Raw genomic sequence first — 18000 nt, 5'->3', positions numbered from 1 at the left:
GGGTCAGCTCGCGGACGAACCGTTGTCGTCGAGCAGCTTCTGGTACCAGTCGCGCAGCTTGTCGCCGCCCTTGCTCTTCCATTCCGCGACGGCCTGCTGCATGTCGCTGATCTTCTTGCGGCCGCGGGTGATGTCGTCCTCGAGCGTCTCGAAGTCGTCCATGAGGTTGGTGTAGCGGGACGGCTCGGTGATCATCTGGCCGAAGAAGCTGGACTTCTTGGTGAAGGAGCCCATCCGCTGCTGCCACTCCACCTGGGCCTTGGCGACCTCGGGGAAGTCGGGGTGGGCGATGGTGGGGGCGGGGCTGGCGACCATGACGTAGGCGTTGAGGACTTCGTTGTTGCCTTGGGTGGTCTTGGTGGGCACACCGTTCTTGACGGTGTAGTGGGTGCCCTCGACGCCGTAGTTGGTGGCCATGTACTCCTTGGTGCCGTACGGCGCGGCGGTGGTGTTGGCGACGGCCAGCACGTCGTGGATCACGGACTCCGAGGCCTTCTTGTTGACGAAGGCGAAGATGCCGGCGGGTTGTTCGGCCCAGACCTGCGGGTTGCCGCCGTCGTGGGCGTAGACGTCCATGCCCCAGATCTTGTAGTCCGGGTTCTGGGTGGCCTGTTCGGCGGTGCGGCTCCACCACTGGCTGATGTCATTGGGGTAGATCAGGAACTCGCCGGCCGCGAACTTGGGGCCCGCGTCGGGGGCGTTCTTGCCCAGCATCGCGTCTGGGTGGACGACCCCGGCGGCGAAGAGCTTGCGGGTCCACTCCAGCGCTTCGAGGTACTCGTCGGTCTCGATGCGGTTGATCAGCTTGCCGTCGACGAGGTTCCAGCCGAGCGGCTTCTCGCTGCCGGAGAGGACGCTGAACATCTGCCAGGCGGTCCACTTCATGTCCATGCAGGCCCAGCGCTTGGCCTTGGCGTTGGTGATCTCCTTGGCCAGGGCGAGGAACTCGTCCGCCGAGCGCGGGACCTGGTAGCCCTTCTTGTCGAAGATGTCCTTGCGGTAGAAGGGCACGATGTTGGTGACGTACGAGGCCGGCATCGGCAGTCCGCGCAGCTTGCCGCCGAAGATGCAGCGCCGCCAGGCGTCGGTCGGGATGGCGGCGAGGTTCGGGTAGTCCTTCACCTTGTCGCCCGAAAGGTACGGTCCGAGGTCGGCGAACTTGCTGATGATGGCGGTGGGTATCTTGCCGCCCATGTTCCAGTTCGGGATGACCACGACGTCCGGTACGTCGCTGGAGGCGAGGACCGCGCCGAGTTTCTGGTCGTAGGTGTTGCCGTCCTGGTTCTGCCACTGGACATCGACGCCGATCATGTCGTTCATCGCCTTGTAGTAGGCGTTGTCCTGCTTGGGCGGGGAACCCCAGAACGGCGACATGACGGTGACCTTGCCGCCCTTGCCGAGCTTCTTCGGGACCGAGGTCTTCAGGGACGCCAGGTCGAGCTTGCTGGTGAAGCCGATCGAGGAGCCGTTCTTCGACGGGATGTCCGGCGTCACCACGTTGTTGGCGACGTAGGATGGCAGGAGCTTCTGGGTGCCCTTGCCCGACGAGGAGCCCCCTCCAGACCCGCTGTCCGACGCCCCGCAGGCGGCGAGCAGCGGCATCCCGCCCGCCACCGCTGCGGTGGCGACTGCCGTGGAGGCGAGGAAACTTCTCCGGCTCGGCCCGGCGGGGGCGGAAGCGGCGTTCGGCGTCATTGCGTCAACCCTTCATGGCGCACCAGGACACCCGGCGGTGGCCGTCGGCTGCGGTGTCTCGAGTGGAACTGGCTGAGCGGAAGCTGTCCCCGACCTCTGTCGTGCGTCCCCGTGCTGCGTCCTGCAGGGGCCCGGGTAGTCGAAGCGCTTCGATGTTGCTGCGAGGTTAAGTGAACACTCGGGGGTGCACAAGGGTCGCTTCCAAGATTCCTCCGAGGTGTCAGGGGTGACCTCTGGTTATGTGCCGCTTGAAATATCGGTGAGCGTCTCTTGACACCCACCCCTGCGCCGAATGAGCATCGAAGCGCTTCGAAAGCTCCTCGTCGCTCCATCGCAAGGGGAACCGCACGTGACCGCTCAAACGCCGCCTACGCCGCCTTTCCGCGATCCTCGTCTGCCGTTCGCGAAGCGCATCGACGATCTGCTGACCCGGCTCACCCTGGACGAGAAGGTCTCCTTCCTGCACCAGTTCACGCCCGCCGTCGAGCGGCTGGGCATCGCCGCGTTCCGCACCGGGCAGGAGGCTCTGCACGGGGTGGCCTGGATGGGCCCGGCGACGGTGTTCCCGCAGGCGGTGGGGCTCGGCGCGACCTGGAACACCGATCTCGTACGACGGGTCGGGGAGGCCGTGTCCAAGGAGGTCCGGGCGATGCGGGCCCACGACGACCGGGTCGGCCTCAACGTCTGGGCCCCGACGGTGAACCTGCTCCGCCATCCGTTGTGGGGCCGCAACGAGGAGGGCTACTCCGAGGACCCGAAGCTGACCTCCGCCATCGCCACCGCCTACACCCGCGGCCTGCGCGGCGACCACCCGGTGTACTGGCGCACGGCCCCCGTCCTGAAGCACTGGCTGGCCCACAACAACGAGACGGACCGGGCCACTTCCTCCTCCTCGGTCCGCCCGCGCGTCCTGCACGAGTACGACCTGCGCGCCTTCCGGGAGACCGTGGAGGCGGGCGCGGTGGCCGGGGTGATGCCCGCGTACAACCTGGTCAACGGCCGCCCCAACCACGTCTCCCCGTACCTGCGCGAGCAGTTGCGCAACTGGACCGACGAGGAGCTGCTGGTCTGCTCGGACGCCGGCGCGCCCAGCAACCTGGTCGACCACGAGCACTACTTCGCCACGCACGAGGAAGCGACGGCGGCCGCGCTGCTCGCCGGCGTCGACAGCTTCACCGACCACGGCACGGACAGCGCGCAGATCATCGCCCGGGTCAACGGGGCACTCGCCCAGGGCCTGCTGACGGAGAAGGACATCGACACGGCGGTCCGCCGCCAGCTCTCGGTCCGCTTCCGCCTCGGGGAGTTCGACCCGCACGACGACCCGCACCCGGGGGCCGCCGAGTTCGACACCCCGGCCCACCGCGCCCTCGCCCAGGAGGCGGCGGAACAGGCGGTCGTGCTCCTCAAGAACGACGGGGACCTGCTGCCGCTCGCCCACGACACCCGGATCGCCGTGGTCGGTCTGCTCGCCGACGAGTGCAAGCTCGACTGGTACAGCGGCACCCTGATGCACCGCTCCACTCCCCTGGAGGGCCTGTACGAGCGGTTCGGCGCGGAGCGCGTGGAGTTCGCGGAGGGGGTGGACCGGGTCCGGCTGCGGCTCGCGGACGGCACCTTCCTGCACGTGCCGCCCGCTCCCGAGGCCGCCGAGGAGGTGCGCGGCGCGGCGGGCGCCCTGGACCCGGCGCTGCTCGCGGGCCGCACGGACCTGCCCCCGCTGACCACCGACGCCACCGGCACCGAACTCGCCCTCGTCGACTGGGGCGAGGGGGTGCTGACGCTGCGCGCCCCGGACGGCCGCTACCTCTCCGTCGCCGAGGACGGCTTCGTCCGCGCCGCCGCGGACCAGCCAGGCGGCTGGGTCGTCCAGGAGACGTTCCGCCTGGAACCCCACGAGAACGGTCACCTCCTCCGGCACCTCGGCACGGGTCGCCACGTCTCTGTCGCCGCCGACGGGGTGAAGGTTGCCGCCGAAAACGCCTCGATCTTCGAGTTGATCATCGTCGAACGCGGTTCGGACGCCGTCACCAGGGTGGCCGCCGCGGCCGACGCGGTCCTGGTGGTGGCGGGCAACGACCCGCACATCAACGGCCGCGAGACCGAGGACCGTACGACCCTCGCCCTGCCCCCGCACCAGGAGCGCCTCCTGCGGGCCGCCCGCGCGGCGAACCCGGCCACGGTGCTGGCGCTGGTGTCGTCGTACCCGTACGCGGTGGACGCGGCCCAGCTGCCGGCCGTGCTCTGGACGGCCCACGGCGGCCAGGCGGCCGGTACCGCGCTCGCCCGCGTGCTGGCCGGTGACGTCTCCCCCGCGGGCCGCCTCCCGCAGACCTGGTACGCCTCAGACGCGGACCTTCCGGACCTGCTCGACTACGACGTGCTGGGCGCCCGCCAGACCTACCTCTACTTCGAGGGCGCCCCGCTCTTCCCGTTCGGCCACGGCCTGTCCTACGCGTCCTTCTCCTACGCGGACCTGGCGACCGAGGTGACGGACGGAGCGCTCCGCGTCTCCTTCACGGTCGCCAACACCGGCGACGTACCGGCGGACGAGGTGGCCCAGCTCTACACCCGGGCCGTCGAGCCGTCCTCGGTACGCCCGCGCCGCGAACTCCTCGCCCACCGGCGGCTCGCCCTGCGCCCCGGCGAGCGGACCGGCGTGACCTTCGAAGTCCCGCTCTCCGCCTTCGAGTTCTGGGACGTGGCACGCGGCGGACGGCGCCTGGAGGGCGGTGCGTACGACGTACTGGTGGGCGCGTCCAGCGCGGACATCCGGCTGCGTACGACCGTGGTCCTGGACGGCGAGCCGGCGGCGCCGCGGGCCGTCGCCTCCGAACCCGGCCTGGCGGCGGCCGACTTCGACGAGCGGTCGGGCATCGCGATCGTGGACCGCACGAGGACGGACGGCGACGCGGTGACGCCCGAGGGCGGCGGTCCGGGAGAACTCGTCTACCGGGACTGCGACTTCGGCAAGGGGGTGACCGAGGTGGCCGCACGGGTGTCGGGCACGGGCAGGTTGGAGCTCTCCCTCGACGGCGGCCCGCCGGTGGCCGTACTGGTCCTCGACGAGCCGACCGCCGACGCGTACACCTACACCACGCTCACGGCCCCGCTCGCCGCCGAGGGCGTGCACGACCTCCACCTCGGACTGCGCGGGACGCTACGGCTCGCGCACGTCGGCTTCTCCGGTTGAGGGTCCGGAGCGGCCGGCAAGGGGTAGGGGCCGGGCACCGGGAGGCACCGGTGCCCGGCCCCTACCCGAAGTGCTTCCCGTCAGCCGGAGACCGGTCGAGCCGGCCGACAGGCCCGGGCGAGTGCTACGGGTGCGGCTCCCCGTCCAGGGACAGGCACTCGATCAGGTAGTCGCCGGTGTCCTCGTCGATGGTCACGCCGTGGGTCTCGCTGCGGAAGCCGGGGAAACGGCGGTCGAAGGACTCCAGGGCTGTCAGGTAACGCAGCAGCGGGCCGTCGGGGGCGCCGGTCGACTCGCCCGGCATCAGGACCGGGATGCCCGGCGGGGTGACGGTCACCATGGCGGCGGCCACCCGGCCCGCCGCCTCCGAGATCCGGATACGCTCGGTGCCTCCCCGCACCAGCCGCTGGTAACAGTGCTGAGGTGGCGCCACGGGCTGCGGGAGCTGCTGGAAGGCCGTGTCCAGAAGCTCCACCAGGCGCGCGGAGCGCAGTTGCTCGTGCATGTCCTGGCACAGCGCGCGCAGGGTCAGGCCCGCGTACCGGCGGGGGTGCGCGGCGACGGCCTCCGGCAGGACCCGCTCCAGTGGGGCGTCGGCGTCGTAGAGGGCCTTGAAATCCGTCAGGGCGTCCAGCAGGGTGCCCCACTTGCCCTTGGTGATGCCCATGGAGAACAGGATCAGGGTGGTGTAGCTGTCGGTCTTCTCCACGACGATCTTGCGGGTGCCCAGATAGGCGGTGAGCACCCGGGCCGGGATGCCCTCCTCGGTCATCTCGCCGGTGGCGCTGATCCCCGGGCAGGTCAGCGTGACCTTGATGGGGTCCAGCATGGTGTGGCCCTCGGTCAGCCCGGGGAATCCGTGCCAGTCGGCGCCCGGCTCCAGCAGCCAGCAGGACTGGTCGGTGCGCAGCAGCTCCGGCGGGGCTTCCTCGAACCTCAGCCGGTCGCCGGTCGCCGGGTCGGTGACCGTGTCCGGTTGCCACACCCCGAAGAACCACGGCGGCCGGTCCCCGGCGCTCTCGATCCGCCGTCCCAGCCGCACCATCTCCTGCCGGAAGCGGATCGCCTCGGTGACGGCCTCGTCGATCAGCCACTCGCCCTGTGGGCCGTCCATCATGGCCGTCGCCACGTCGAGCGAGGCGATCATCGGATAGAGGGGCGAGGTGGTGCCGTGCATCATCAGCGCCTCGTTGAACCGGTCGTGCTCGACCGGTGCCCGCGGTGCGGGCCGCACGTGCACCATCGCGCTCTGCGACAACGCCGCCAGCAGCTTGTGCGTGGACTGGGTGGCGAACACGGTCGGGCGGTCCGGGCCGGGGAAGGTCTCCTCGCCCACCGACATTCCGTAGCGGCCGGCGTAGAGCGGGTGGAAACGGGCGTACGCGAACCACGCCTCGTCGAAGTGCACCCGGGGCGTACTGGCGGCCAGCGCGCGAGCGGCGGGCACGGCGTCGTAACTCAGGCCGTCGTAGGTGGAGTTGGTGAACACCGCGTACTGCGGGTGCGGGGAAACCGCGCCCTCGGTGAGCGGGTGCGCGGCGATCCGGGCCGCCACCGCGTCGGCGGCGATCTCGGCCGGGGGCAGCGGTCCCGCCAGGCCGTAGCCGTTACGGGTGGGAACCAGGTAGACCGGCCGGGCGCCCGAGACGACCAGGCCGTGCAGTACGGACTTGTGGCAGTTGCGGTCCACCAGCGCGATCTCGTCGCGGGTCACGCTGTAATGGCCCACCAGGCGGTTGCACGTCGAGTCGCCGTGCAGCACGAAGTAGGTGAGGTCGGAGCCGAACACACGGGCGGCGTTGCGCTCCGCCTCGCCGATCGGGCCGGTGTGCTCGAACAGCGAGCCCAGTTCCTCGACGGAGATCGACAGGTCGCTGCGCAGCAGCCGCTCCCCGAAGTAGTCGTGGAAGGCGCGCCCCGCAGGTGACTTGAGGAAGGCGACGCCGCCGGAGTGGGCCGGGGTGTGCCAGGAGTACTCGTGGGCGTCGTCGAAGCGGCGCAGCGCCCGGAAGAACGGCGGCAGCACGGATTCCCGGTAGGCGCGGGCGGCGGCGGTGATGCGGCCCGCGATGAAGCCAGGGGTGTCCTCCAGCGGCCAGACGTAGCCCACGACCGACTCGGACACCCACAGCGGCAACTCCCCCAGGCCCTCGCCGGTCATCACCAGGAAGACCGGCAGGTCCCGGAAACGGCGGCCGATCCGGCGCAGTACGGAGCCGCCGCCCGGAGTCCCGTCGAGGGTGCGGGCCGGCCGGGCGAGTGTGCCGTCCGGCGCGGCGAGCGCGGCGCCGGGCCCGTCACCGCAGGCTCCGGGGAGGTCCCAGGCCACCAGCGCGGCGGCCAGGCCGGCCTCGGTGCGCAGTACCGCGTCCGCGTCCTCGGCCGTGACCGCCCACCGGACTTCGAACCCGCCCGCCTCGATCGCGTCCCGGATCGCCCGTAACTGCTGGGACCCGGCGCCCTCGCCCCGCGGGTGTTCGGGCACCGCGACCAGGATCCTGCTGTCGGCCATGGGCTCCCCCGCCTTCCACGGCGGCGCCCCCGGCCGCCCCACCGGCCAGTGTCCTGGCGGCCCGTCGGCAGAGCGCCGGCCGTGACGGCAAACCACCCCTGCAGCGGAACCCGCCGTCCCGGCGTTGACTTTCGCGGCAGTCCCGCCGGCCGGGTGAAGCCGGTGAGAAGGGAGACGGCCGCAGCCCCCGCACAGCGGGCTGCGGCCGTCTCGTCGCTCTCCGGTCCGTCCGTGGCAGATCAGAGGGCGAGGCCGGTGAGGACCAGGACGCGCTCGTACGTGTAGTCGTCCATCGCGAACTTGACGCCCTCGCGGCCGACGCCGGACTGCTTCACGCCGCCGTACGGCATCTGGTCGGCACGGTAGGAGGGGACGTCGCCGATCACGACACCGCCGACCTCGAGGGCACGGTGGGCGCGGAAGGCGCCCTGGAGGTCGTGGGTGAACACGCCCGCCTGGAGGCCGTACTTGGAGGCGTTGACGGCGGCGAACGCCTCGTCCTCGCCGTTCACCTTCTGCACGGTGAGGACGGGTCCGAAGACCTCCTCGCAGGAGAGGGTGGTGTCCTCCGGTACGTCGGTGAGGACGGTCGGCGCGTAGCTGGCGCCGTCGCGGTCGCCGCCGGTGACCAGGGTGGCGCCGGCCTCGACGGCCTCCTTCACCCACGCCTCGACCCGCTCCGCGGCCGCCTCGCTGACCAGCGGGCCGACGTCGGTCCGGTCGTCGGCTGGGTCGCCGGTGACCTGGGCCTCTACGGCCGCGACGATGCGCGGAAGGAGACGGTCGTAGACGGCGGCGTCGGCGATGACCCGCTGCACCGAGATGCAGGACTGGCCGCCCTGGTAGTTGGAGAAGGTCGCGATGCGGGTCGCGGCCCAGTCCAGGTCGGCGTCGCTCGCGTAGTCGCCGAGGACGACGGCCGCGCCGTTGCCGCCGAGTTCCAGGGTGCAGTGCTTGCGGGGCACCGAGTCCATGATCGAGTAACCGACCTTCTCGGAACCGGTGAACGAGATGACCGGGAGGCGCTCGTCCTGGACGAGGGCGGCCATCTTGTCGTTGGCGACCGGGAGGATCGACCAGGAGCCGGCCGGGAGACCGGTGGTCTCGGCGAGCAGGTCGCCGATGATCAGGCCGGAGAGCGGCGTGGCCGGGGCCGGCTTCAGGATGATCGGCACGCCGGCCGCGATCGCCGGGGCGATCTTGTGGGCGCACAGGTTGAGGGGGAAGTTGAAGGGCGCGATGCCGAGAACGACGCCCTTCGGGGTTGAACCGCCGGGCCTCCTCCGCGGCGAACCGGAACACGGAGACGGCACGGCCGACCTCCCCCCGGGCCCACTTCACCGGCTTGCCGTTCTCGGCGGAGATCAGCTGGGCGATCTCCTCGGTGCGCTCGGCGAGGCGGCGGCTGACGTGGTCGAGGGCGGCGGCGCGTATGTGGGCCGGGGTGGCGGCGAACTCGTCCCGTACGGCGTACGCGGCGGCGACGGCTTCCTCGACCTGGGCGTCGGTGGGCACGCTGACCTTGCCGACGAGACGGGCGTCCCACGGGTTGGTGACGTCGAAGGTGTCCTCGCCGGTGGCCTGGCGGCCGGCGAGCCAGAAGGCGTGGGTGGAGGTCATGTGCGGGTCCCGGCCCTTCCGCGTTGGGGATGGCTGTGTGCAGGGTGTTCGCGTCCACCGTAGGTCGGTGCGGGCGGGGGTGCGTTTGTCCGGGGTGTAGTGGTAGGGGTGGGGGGTACGCCGGATTGGCACGATGCGGGGCAGGCCGCGTGCCCCCACTCCCGCCGCCCCGGCCCGTCTTTTTCGTCCGAGGGCCCCTTCGACCGCCCGCTCGGGGGGCTGCGCACCGGCGCGATTTTCTTGGGGGCGGCCGGACGAGCACTCCTTCCACCAGCGGAAACGCCGCCCGCGAGCAGCACGACGACACCGCGGGAACGGCCGCGCGCCACACGGCCGTCATCACCGGCGCGCCCCACGTCGACGCGGGCCGACCCGGACCCGCCAGGAGTCACCGGCCAGTGGCCGGGCCGTCGTCGGGTCCGTGCCGTACGGCGAACGACTCGATGTAGGCCAGCGCCCCGTACAGCGCGTCGCGCAGGGGGGTGGAGTCGCCGGCCGCCTGGTCCAGCAGAGCTCCGCCCTGGAACGCGGCGGTGAGCAGGTGGGCGAGCGCCGCCGGGTCGGCCTCCGCCCGCAGTTCGCCGCGCTCGCGCATCCTGTCCAGGCCGCGCCTGAACAGCGCCTGCCACCGTTCGAAGCCGTCGGCCACGGCGTCGCGATGGGCGGGCTCGCTCTTGACGACCTCGGCCGCCAGGGAGCCGAACGTGCACCCGCCGTGCAGCATGTCCTGCGAGGCGATGTAGGAGTCGGCCCACCGGCGCAGCGCGGCGAAGCTGTCCAGCTCGCCCAGCTCCGGCGCCCGGTGCCGGGCGACGATGCCGTCGGCCTGCCAGTCGAGCACCGCGCGGACCAGCGACTCCTTGGTGGGGAAGTGGCGCGTCAGCTGCGAGCCGCTGACTCCGGCCGCCTCGCGGATCTGCTCGTTGTTGGTGTTCTGCGCACCGTGTTCGTAGATCAGCTCGGCGGCGGCCCTGACGATGCGCTCGCGGGTGGCCGCGCCCTTGGCGGTCAGCTTCCGGGCCTGCGCTTGGCTGCTGGTGGTCATGGCCACCACTGTAACCCAAAAAAGGGCTTGACAACCCATTCTGAGGGGTGTTCTCTGACGGAGACGAAAAAAGGGCTGGATAGCCCACTTATCCGGAGTGGGGATGTCGGCCACCTGCTCCGACGGGAGGCGGCACCGCCTCTCACCCGTCCCGCCCGGCAGCCGCGCGTACAGCTGACGCTGGAATTCCGCCCAGCTCCGCCTCGAGAACGGAGATCAGCACCATGGAACGCAACCTCCTCGTGATCGGGGCCACCGGCAAGACCGGCGGCCAGACCACCGAACTCCTGCTCAAGCGCGGCCACCGCGTCCGCGCACTCGTCCGCGGCCTCGACGGGCGCGCCGAGCGGCTCGCCGCCCTGGGAGCGGACGTCGTGGAAGGCGACGTCCTCGACCTGGACTCCCTGGCCCGGGCAACCACGGGGATCGACGCCCTGTACTTCACCTATCCGATCCGCCCCGGCCTGATGGACGCCACCGCGAACGTGGCCCAGGCGGCGGAGGAGAGCGGGGTCCAGGCGATCGTGAACATGTCCCAGGTCTCCGCCCGCCGTCACACCGCCAGCAACGCGGCACGCCGGCACTGGGTCGCCGAACGCGTCCTGGACCGCGCCCCGGTCCCCGTCACCCACATCCGCCCGACCTTCTTCGCCCAGTGGCTGATCGACACCTGGGCCGACGGAACCGGCGAACTGCGCCTGCCGTTCGCCGACGGACGCCACGCCCCCATCGCGGAGAGCGACCAGGCGAAAGTGATCGCGGCCATCCTGGAGGACCCCGCCCCGCACGCCGGCCGGATCTACCCGCTGTACGGAGCCGAGGAGCTCGACCACTACGAGATCGCCGAGAAGATGTCGCGCGCGCTGGACCGTGAGGTCACCTACGTGCCCATCGAACTCGACGAGTTCGCCGCCATCCTGCGCGGGCGCGGCGCCCCCGACCACCTGATCCAGCACCTGCTCGCCGTGGCCGTCGACTACCGCAACGGCGTCTTCGCCGGCACCAACGCCCTGGTGAAGACGATCGGCGGCAGCGACCCCCTCGACGTCGAGGGCTTCATCGCACAGAACCGCGCGGCCTTCGACCTGCCCACCACCTGATGACCGAGAAGACATCGAGCCGCTGGTTCATCACCGACCACGACCAAGGAGGCTCGATGCCGAGCGCCGGTGTCGGACACTCCGGCGGAGAGCCGGCCGACACCGTTCGCATGACCTGACCCGTGCACGCGTAGCTCTCCTGCGGTCCCGGCGCGAACTCGCCGAACCGCCTCCGGTGGCTACTCCACGGACGTCGCCTTCAGGGCCAGCCACAGTTCCATCCGGACGTCGGCGTCGTCCAGGGAGCGGCCCAGGATCTCCTCCACCCTTCGCATCCGGTAGCGGAGCGTGTGGCGGTGGACGCCGAGGTCGGCCGCCGCCGCGTCCCACTGGCCGTGCCGGGAGAGCCAGGCCCGGAGGGAGGCCACCAGGTCTCCCCGGCCGGTCGCGTCGTGCTCGTACAGCGCCCTGAGCAGACCGTCGGCGAACGCCTTCACCGCGTCGTCGGCGAGGAGGGGCAGGACCGAGCCGGACGCCAGCTGGTCGTGCTCGACCAGGACCCGGCCCCTGCGCCGGGCCACGGACAGCGCCTGTTCGGCCTGCTTGTAGGCGGCCGCCGCGGCGATCGGGCCGGACGGGGCGGACAGGCCGACGACCACTTCGTCGTCCTCGCCGCCGCTCTGCTCCGCCGGCACCGCCCGCGCGGCCTCCCGCGCCGCCGCGTACTCCACGCACGCGGTCACCGCCGCACCCCCGTCCGCGGCCAGCACCACCAGCCGCTCCCCCTCCGGCACCACCAGCACCGCCTCTCCGGAACGGGCCGCGGCCGACTCCACCGCCTCGGCGAGACCGGCCAGCAGCTCACCGCCCGCGTCGGCGACGATCACCCGGAACGGGGCGTCGAGCAGCCCGCCGTACAGGTCCCCGGCGACTCCCCGGGCGTGGTCGGGCTGACCGGCGAGCAGCATGCGCAGCACTGCCGCCCCGACCCGCTGCTCGGCCGCGTGCAGCGAGCGGGAGCGTTCCGTCGTGAGGGTGAGGAGGGCGATCGCGGAGTGGACGGCGTAACGCTCCGCCGTGCCCAGCGCCGAGGCCGTGCCGACCGCCAGGGCGGCCCTCGGGCGGCGGCCGGTGCCGAGGGAGTGCAGTTCGACCCGGTCCTCGTTGTCGGGGCCGCCGACCACCGAGGACGCCGGTGCCGGGCGCTCCCTGAGCCGCTCCACCTCCGCCGTCAGGCGCGCCGCCCGGCGTCCCGCCCACTCCGGTGCCGTCGCGACGACCGCGCCCGACGCGTCGTACAGCGCCGCCCAGCCGTCCACCTGCGCGGCGAGCGCGGCGAGCAGGCCCTCCGGGCCGGCGTTCAGCGCCTGCCTGGTCAGTTCGCGCTGGGCGGCGAAGCCCGCCGTCACCGCCCGGTACTGGTCGGCCGCTATCGCCGCCGAGACCGCCTTGCTGATGGCGAGGAACGGGGTGCGGCGCGGTACCTCCAGCAGCGGCAGGCCCTCGTGGTCCGCCGCGTCGACCAGGGCCTTCGGGATCTCGTCGTAGTTGACGCCGACCGCGAAGCCGAGGCCGACCACCCCGGCTCCGACCAGGCGCTTCACGTACTTGCGCATCGCCTCCGGATCCTCCGCGTCCAGCTTCAGCGCGGTGATCAGGAGCAGTTCCCCGCCCTCCATGTACGGCACCGGGTCGGCGAGTTCGCTGACATGGGCCCAGCGCACGGGCACGTCGAGGCGGTCCTCGCCCGCGCGCACGGTCAGCTTGAGCGCGGAGTGGTGGACGAGCGAGGCGAGCGTCGGTGGCATCAGGCCGTCAGATCTTCTCTTCGGTCGTGACGCCGCGAGCCTCGTGAGCTTCTGGGCGTCGTGAGTGAGGGCAGTGGTCTTTGGCCGTCCCGTATGAACGGCCCCTATCGATTCTGCCTCACTGTACGGTCCCGTGCGCCCCGGTGTTCAGAGCCGGCCGCCGGCCCTCAGGTCCACCAGCAGCGGGGGCGCGTGCTCGCCCTTGACCGTCGTGAGGGACAGGACCGCGTGGCCCGGAGGCAGCCCGTGGGCCAGCTCCGACGCCGACCAGCGCTCGCGCTCCACCTGCCGGACGGTGACCGCCCGTGCCGTGGCCGCCTTGCCGGTGATCACCCGGCGCACGACGTGCAGCGCCTTGCCCGCCGGGGTCTCCGCGATGATCTGGCGGTCGGTGACGTCCCGGGCCTCGGTCCACTCCTTGCCCCAGACCTCGGCGAAGTCCTGGCCGTCCCAGGGGGTGAGGCCGGCGAAGGCCATGCGGCAGCCGGTGGCCCCGAGGAGCGGGCCGCGGAGCGGGCGGGGCACGTCGTCCAGGGTGCGCAGGGTCAGCACGACACCCGCGTTGGCGGAACGCAGGCGCTGGACCGCGCGGACCGCCTCCGGCGTCACCACGCCCGTCGCGTCGTCCAGCAGCAGGCAGGAGAAGAGCGAGCGGTCGTCCCGCACCGCGACGCTCGCCGTGAACTGGGCGAGCACCAGGCGGGCCAGGATGCGGGAGGCGTCCGCGTGGCCGCGCTCGGGCAGGTCGATGCGGACCCGGACCGGGTGGTCGAGGGCCTTGAGCGAGAAGGGGCGGGACTGGCCGGAGGTGTCGAAGAAGCCGGCGAAGGCGGGGCGGTCGAGGAGCGCGATGCGGTCGGCGAGGACCGCGCCGACGTCCCCCGGGTGTCCCATCTGGCGTTCCCGCGCGTCCAGCTCGCGCAGCAGCGACTCGTGGCCGGTCGTGGTCAGCGCCTTGCGGAGTGCGGCGAGCGGGCCGGGGGCGCCGTCGAGGAGCTGGCGGAGTTCCGGGACGGAGGGGAAGCGGCCGTGCACCGCCCTGAAGGGGCCGAGCAGCTGGGCGAGGACGGTGGTGGAGCGGCGGCTGTCGCTGCCGGGGTGCGGGTCGGCGAGGTCGCCGACCAGGGCCTCGGCGATTATGGCGGCGGCCTCGTCGGGGTCGGTGGTGCCGCCGTACAGGTCGAGGTCGTAGACGGACTCGGGGTGGGCGATGCGGACGACGACGTCGTAGGCGTCGGCGGGTCCGAGGCCGGCACCGGCCGCGCCGACGACGACGACGGAGGCGCGGCCGGCCAGCGCGTGCAGGCAGAGCGACTCGGCGAGCGGGCGGACCAGGCTGCCGGTCTTGCCGGAGCCGGCCGGGCCGACGGCGAGCAGCGAGGTGCCGAGCAGTTCGGGGCCGAGGGCGAGGCCGGTGCCCCGGTACCGGTAGGGGTTGCGGGGGTCCTCGGCCGTGGTGCCGAGCCGGACCTGGCCGGTGACCAGGTCGTGGCGGGCGTGCCGGGCGGGCAGGTCGCGTTCGCCGGAGGGGTGCAGGCAGGCGGCGGCGCCGTCCTTGACCACGGCGGCGGTGAAGGTGGCCATGCTGTGCCGGCCGCTGCGTACGCCCTGCCAGGCGCGGGCGATCCGGGCGTGGTCCACGTCCCGCATCAGGCCGCTGCGCGCCTCACCGGCAAGCCGGTCGGCGGCGGCGTCGGCCCCGGCGGCACGGAGGTGGGGCCACTGCGCGGGGTCCTCCGACGGCGGCGGAGGCTCCTGGCGGGACACCGCGGACATCGCGGGCCTGAACCGGGGCGCCACGAACCGCCTCCACACCTCGCCCCACCGGCCGAGCCTGCCGACCACGAGCATGATCGTGAGAGCGACCAGGTACGTGTACCCCTCGTAGATGAAGCGGGTCGCGGTCGGTGAGATCGTCGCGTTCGCGCCCTGCCACGAGGCGGGGAGAAGCAGCTGGAGCGGCAGACCCCACCAGGCCCCCAGGTACCCGTGCGTCAACAGGGACCAGACCAGCCACCCCACGAGGAAGGCGATGAGGGCGCCGCTGAGCAGTTGCCGGGTGGGCAGCTCCTCGGGTTCCTGCTCGGCCCGGGGCCGGTACAGGATTCGCATGTGTACGCCGCGTGTCCCGCGTCCCGTCGCTGTCCATCGCTCTCGCTCCCTGACCAGCCGTTCTTCCGTCCACCGTCAGCGGCCAATCTAACGCCCCCGCAAGGGGAGTTCACCGCTTACGCGGCCGAGGGGCCGACCGCTCGGCCACGATCCCGCCGACCGCACTATGTCCAACACGGACAACGTCACTCTCCGACAACGCCCACATGGAGCATGCCCACCTCCCACCCCCGGCCCTAGCCTGCGAAGAAAGAAGGAAAGCGTCCGAAAACGCACCACCGGAGCAACCGGACGGGACGCGCCCGGCACGCATCGGTTCGCACCACTCATCAGGGAGCCCCCATGACCGCACTTCCGCAGGAGCGTCGCGTCGTCACCGCCATACCCGGCCCGAAGTCGCAGGAGCTGCAGTCCCGCCGTCTCGCCGCGGTGGCGCAGGGTGTGGGTTCGGTGCTGCCCGTCTTCACCGCGCGCGCGGGCGGCGGGATCATCGAGGACGTCGACGGCAACCGCCTCATCGACTTCGGTTCCGGCATCGCCGTGACCTCCGTCGGCGCCTCCGCCGAGGCCGTCGTACGCCGCGCGAGCGCCCAGCTGGCCGACTTCACCCACACCTGTTTCATGGTCACCCCGTACGAGGGCTACGTGGAGGTCGCCGAGGCCCTCGCGGAGCTCACCCCGGGTGACCACGCCAAGAAGTCGGCGCTGTTCAACTCCGGCGCCGAGGCCGTCGAGAACGCCGTGAAGATCGCGCGCGCGTACACCAAGCGCCAGGCCGTCGTCGTGTTCGACCACGGCTACCACGGCCGGACCAACCTCACCATGGCGCTGACCTCGAAGAACATGCCGTACAAGAACGGCTTCGGTCCGTTCGCGCCGGAGGTGTACCGGGTCCCGGTCGCCTACGCCTACCGCTGGCCGACCGGGCCGGAGAACGCCGGTCCCGAGGCCGCCAGGCAGGCCGTCGACCAGATCAGCAAGCAGATCGGCGCCGACAACGTCGCCGCGATCATCATCGAGCCGGTGCTCGGCGAGGGCGGCTTCATCGAGCCGGCCAAGGGCTTCCTGCCGGCGATCAGCCAGTTCGCCGAGGACAACGGGATCGTGTTCGTCGCGGACGAGATCCAGTCCGGGTTCTGCCGTACGGGACAGTGGTTCGCGTGCGAGGACGAGGGCATCGTCCCGGACCTGATCACCACGGCCAAGGGCATCGCCGGCGGTCTGCCGCTGGCCGCCGTGACCGGCCGCGCCGAGATCATGGACGCCGCGCACGCCGGCGGGCTCGGTGGCACCTACGGCGGCAACCCGGTCGCCTGCGCCGGTGCGCTCGGGGCCATCGAGACCATGAAGGAGCTCGACCTCAACGCCAAGGCGAAGCAGATCGAGGCGGTCATGAAGCCCCGCCTCACCGCCATGGCCGAGAAGTTCGACGTCATCGGCGACGTCCGCGGCCGGGGCGCGATGATCGCCATCGAGCTGGTCAAGGACCGTGCCACCAAGGAGCCGAACCCGGAGGCCACCGCGGCCCTCGCCAAGGCCTGCCACCAGGAGGGACTGCTGGTCCTGACCTGTGGCACCTACGGCAACGTGCTCCGCTTCCTGCCCCCGCTGGTCATCGGCGAGGACCTGCTCAACGAGGGCCTCGACATCATCGAGCAGGCCTTCGCTCGCATCTGAGCCACAGGCTTCTCCCAGCAGGCCCACAGGGACCCGAACCCGTGTGCCACCACCGCCCCGACCCCTCCCACCTGGCGTGATGCGGGGGGCTGGGGCGGCCCCCGTCAGGCCGTGTGAAGAAGGTGTGCGAGGTGGATGGCGGGACGCGATTCCGCCTGTCGCCGCACCGGACCCTGCCGTAGGTTCTACCCAGATGAGAGATACACCCCGCCCACAGGGGACTGTGGGCGATTTCAGGCCGGGGCCTCCCCAGCTTCGACCTGGTCGTGCCCTCGCGCACACAACCGGTGCCTCCGGCTCCGGATCTCCTCACCGATCGGACGGTCGCCCGCCCCAAACCCCCCGGGGCGCGCGGCGTTCCGGTCCGGACGGCCGCCCCGGAACCACCCCCCCTGTTCCGGGGCGGCCGACCTCCTTCCTCCGTCTTCCCCTCGCGGGACTCCTGGGACTCGTGGGCCTTCCGGCCCTCCTCTTCGCGCTGATCACCTGGCAGGTCGTGGCCCACGGCCCGCTGCTCCGTCTGGACAGCCGCCTGAGCAGCGCACTCGTCCATCCGGACCGGTTCTCCGAACTCCTCTCGGACCTGGGGAACGTACAGATCGCGGTCCCGGTCCTGGTGTTCGTCGTCGCGTTCGTCGCCCGGCGCGGCCGTGTCACCGGTACAGACCGGTGGTGGCTGCCGCCCACGGCCGCCGCCGTCCTGATGGCCCTCGTCCCGGCGGTCGTCGTGCCGCTCAAGGACTGGACCGCCCGGCCGGGGACCCCCGTGGTGCCCCCGGCGGTCGGCTACTTCCCCTCCGGCCACACGGCCACGGCGGCGATCGCGTACGGCTCCGCGACCCTGCTCCTCCTCCCCTGGCTCGCGTCGGCCGCCGCCCGCCGGGCCGCCGTCGCCGGCTGCGCGGCGCTCGTCCTCGGCGTCTCCTACGGCCTGGTCCGCCGCGGCTACCACTGGCCGCTGGACGTGGTGGCCAGCTGGTGCCTGGCCACCGTCCTGCTGACGGCGCTGGGACTGCTGCTCAGCCGAAGTACGCGTCGAAGTTCTTCTGGAACTCCCAGTTCGAGAACCGGTCCCAGTTGATCGACCAGGTCATCAGGCCGCGCAGGGCGGGCCAGGTGCCGTGGGTGCTGTACGAGCCGCAGTTGGTCTTCTTCGTCAGGCAGTCCAGGGCCTTGGTGACCTCGGACGGGGCCAGGTAGCCGTTGCCCGCGTTCGTCGACGCCGGCATGCCGATCGCGATCTGGTCGGGGCGCAGCGGCGGGAAGACGTTGCCGGCGTCGCCCGCCACCGGGAAGCC

Annotated in this window: 9 protein-coding genes and 2 pseudogenes; 4 read left to right on the top strand and 7 right to left on the bottom strand. The window is 72.0% G+C overall.

Annotated elements, in window-relative coordinates:
• Positions 1-3: 3 nt before the first annotated feature.
• Entirely contained in the window at positions 4-1695 is a 1692-nt protein-coding gene (locus JF597_RS34200) for an extracellular solute-binding protein (RefSeq protein WP_294004306.1), read from the bottom strand.
• A gap of 349 nt (positions 1696-2044) precedes the next feature.
• On the opposite strand from JF597_RS34200, the gene JF597_RS34195 reads away from it, so the two are divergent.
• Positions 2045-4888 carry a glycoside hydrolase family 3 protein gene (locus tag JF597_RS34195; RefSeq protein ID WP_294004303.1) on the top strand — a complete coding sequence of 948 codons (2844 nt, stop codon included), beginning with the start codon at positions 2045-2047 and terminating at the stop codon, positions 4886-4888.
• 124 nt (positions 4889-5012) lie between these two features.
• Here JF597_RS34195 and JF597_RS34190 read toward each other — a convergent pair whose 3' ends face one another.
• The 3 genes and pseudogenes from JF597_RS34190 to JF597_RS34180 form a co-directional block, all read right to left on the bottom strand.
• Complete coding sequence (locus tag JF597_RS34190; protein ID WP_294004300.1) at positions 5013-7400, bottom strand: Orn/Lys/Arg decarboxylase N-terminal domain-containing protein; 2388 nt, start codon at positions 7398-7400, stop codon at positions 5013-5015.
• Positions 7401-7639: 239 nt separating this feature from the next.
• Positions 7640-9020 (bottom strand): annotated as a pseudogene (locus tag JF597_RS34185) (aldehyde dehydrogenase family protein).
• Positions 9021-9408: 388 nt separating this feature from the next.
• Positions 9409-10065 (bottom strand): TetR/AcrR family transcriptional regulator, encoded by a 657-nt coding sequence (locus tag JF597_RS34180; protein WP_294004298.1) that lies wholly within the window; start codon positions 10063-10065, stop codon positions 9409-9411.
• 224 nt (positions 10066-10289) lie between these two features.
• Here JF597_RS34180 and JF597_RS34175 point away from each other — a divergent pair, with 224 nt between their 5' ends.
• Positions 10290-11165, top strand: coding sequence for an NmrA family NAD(P)-binding protein (locus JF597_RS34175; RefSeq protein ID WP_294004296.1), 876 nt, complete (start codon positions 10290-10292; stop codon positions 11163-11165).
• Between the two features lie 179 nt (positions 11166-11344).
• Here JF597_RS34175 and JF597_RS34170 read toward each other — a convergent pair whose 3' ends face one another.
• Together JF597_RS34170 and JF597_RS34165 are read right to left on the bottom strand one after the other, a co-directional pair.
• On the bottom strand, positions 11345-12913 hold the full coding sequence (locus JF597_RS34170) for a PucR family transcriptional regulator (RefSeq protein ID WP_294004293.1): 1569 nt from the start codon (positions 12911-12913) through the stop codon (positions 11345-11347).
• Between the two features lie 147 nt (positions 12914-13060).
• Entirely contained in the window at positions 13061-15025 is a 1965-nt protein-coding gene (locus JF597_RS34165; protein ID WP_294004290.1) for an ATP-binding protein, read from the bottom strand.
• Between the two features lie 342 nt (positions 15026-15367).
• Here JF597_RS34165 and gabT point away from each other — a divergent pair, with 342 nt between their 5' ends.
• Positions 15368-16702, top strand: coding sequence for a 4-aminobutyrate--2-oxoglutarate transaminase (gene gabT / locus JF597_RS34160; RefSeq protein ID WP_294004287.1), 1335 nt, complete (start codon positions 15368-15370; stop codon positions 16700-16702).
• A 223-nt stretch (positions 16703-16925) separates the two neighbouring features.
• Positions 16926-17783, top strand: coding sequence for a phosphatase PAP2 family protein (locus JF597_RS34155; protein ID WP_294004284.1), 858 nt, complete (start codon positions 16926-16928; stop codon positions 17781-17783).
• On the opposite strand, the pseudogene JF597_RS34150 reads toward JF597_RS34155, so the two are convergent.
• A pseudogene (locus tag JF597_RS34150) lies at positions 17722-18000 on the bottom strand (chitinase); the annotation flags it as partial. The gene JF597_RS34155 and the pseudogene JF597_RS34150 sit on opposite strands and share 62 nt — an antisense overlap.

It is taken from the genome of Streptomyces sp. (genome assembly GCF_019510245.1).
In the GTDB taxonomy this organism is placed as follows: Bacteria; Actinomycetota; Actinomycetes; order Streptomycetales; family Streptomycetaceae; genus Streptomyces.
This window is presented reverse-complemented; position numbering and strand designations above follow the sequence as displayed.

Excerpts from the sequence above, each read along its gene's own strand:
- JF597_RS34180 (WP_294004298.1), bottom strand. The coding sequence starts at position 10,065 with ATGACCACCAGCAGCCAAGCGCAGGCCCGGAAGCTGACCGCCAAGGGC.
- JF597_RS34165 (WP_294004290.1), bottom strand. The coding sequence starts at position 15,025 with ATGCGAATCCTGTACCGGCCCCGGGCCGAGCAGGAACCCGAGGAGCTG.
- JF597_RS34170 (WP_294004293.1), bottom strand. The coding sequence starts at position 12,913 with ATGCCACCGACGCTCGCCTCGCTCGTCCACCACTCCGCGCTCAAGCTG.
- JF597_RS34190 (WP_294004300.1), bottom strand. The coding sequence starts at position 7,400 with ATGGCCGACAGCAGGATCCTGGTCGCGGTGCCCGAACACCCGCGGGGC.
- JF597_RS34200 (WP_294004306.1), bottom strand. The coding sequence starts at position 1,695 with ATGACGCCGAACGCCGCTTCCGCCCCCGCCGGGCCGAGCCGGAGAAGT.
- JF597_RS34175 (WP_294004296.1), top strand. The coding sequence starts at position 10,290 with ATGGAACGCAACCTCCTCGTGATCGGGGCCACCGGCAAGACCGGCGGC.
- gabT (WP_294004287.1), top strand. The coding sequence starts at position 15,368 with ATGACCGCACTTCCGCAGGAGCGTCGCGTCGTCACCGCCATACCCGGC.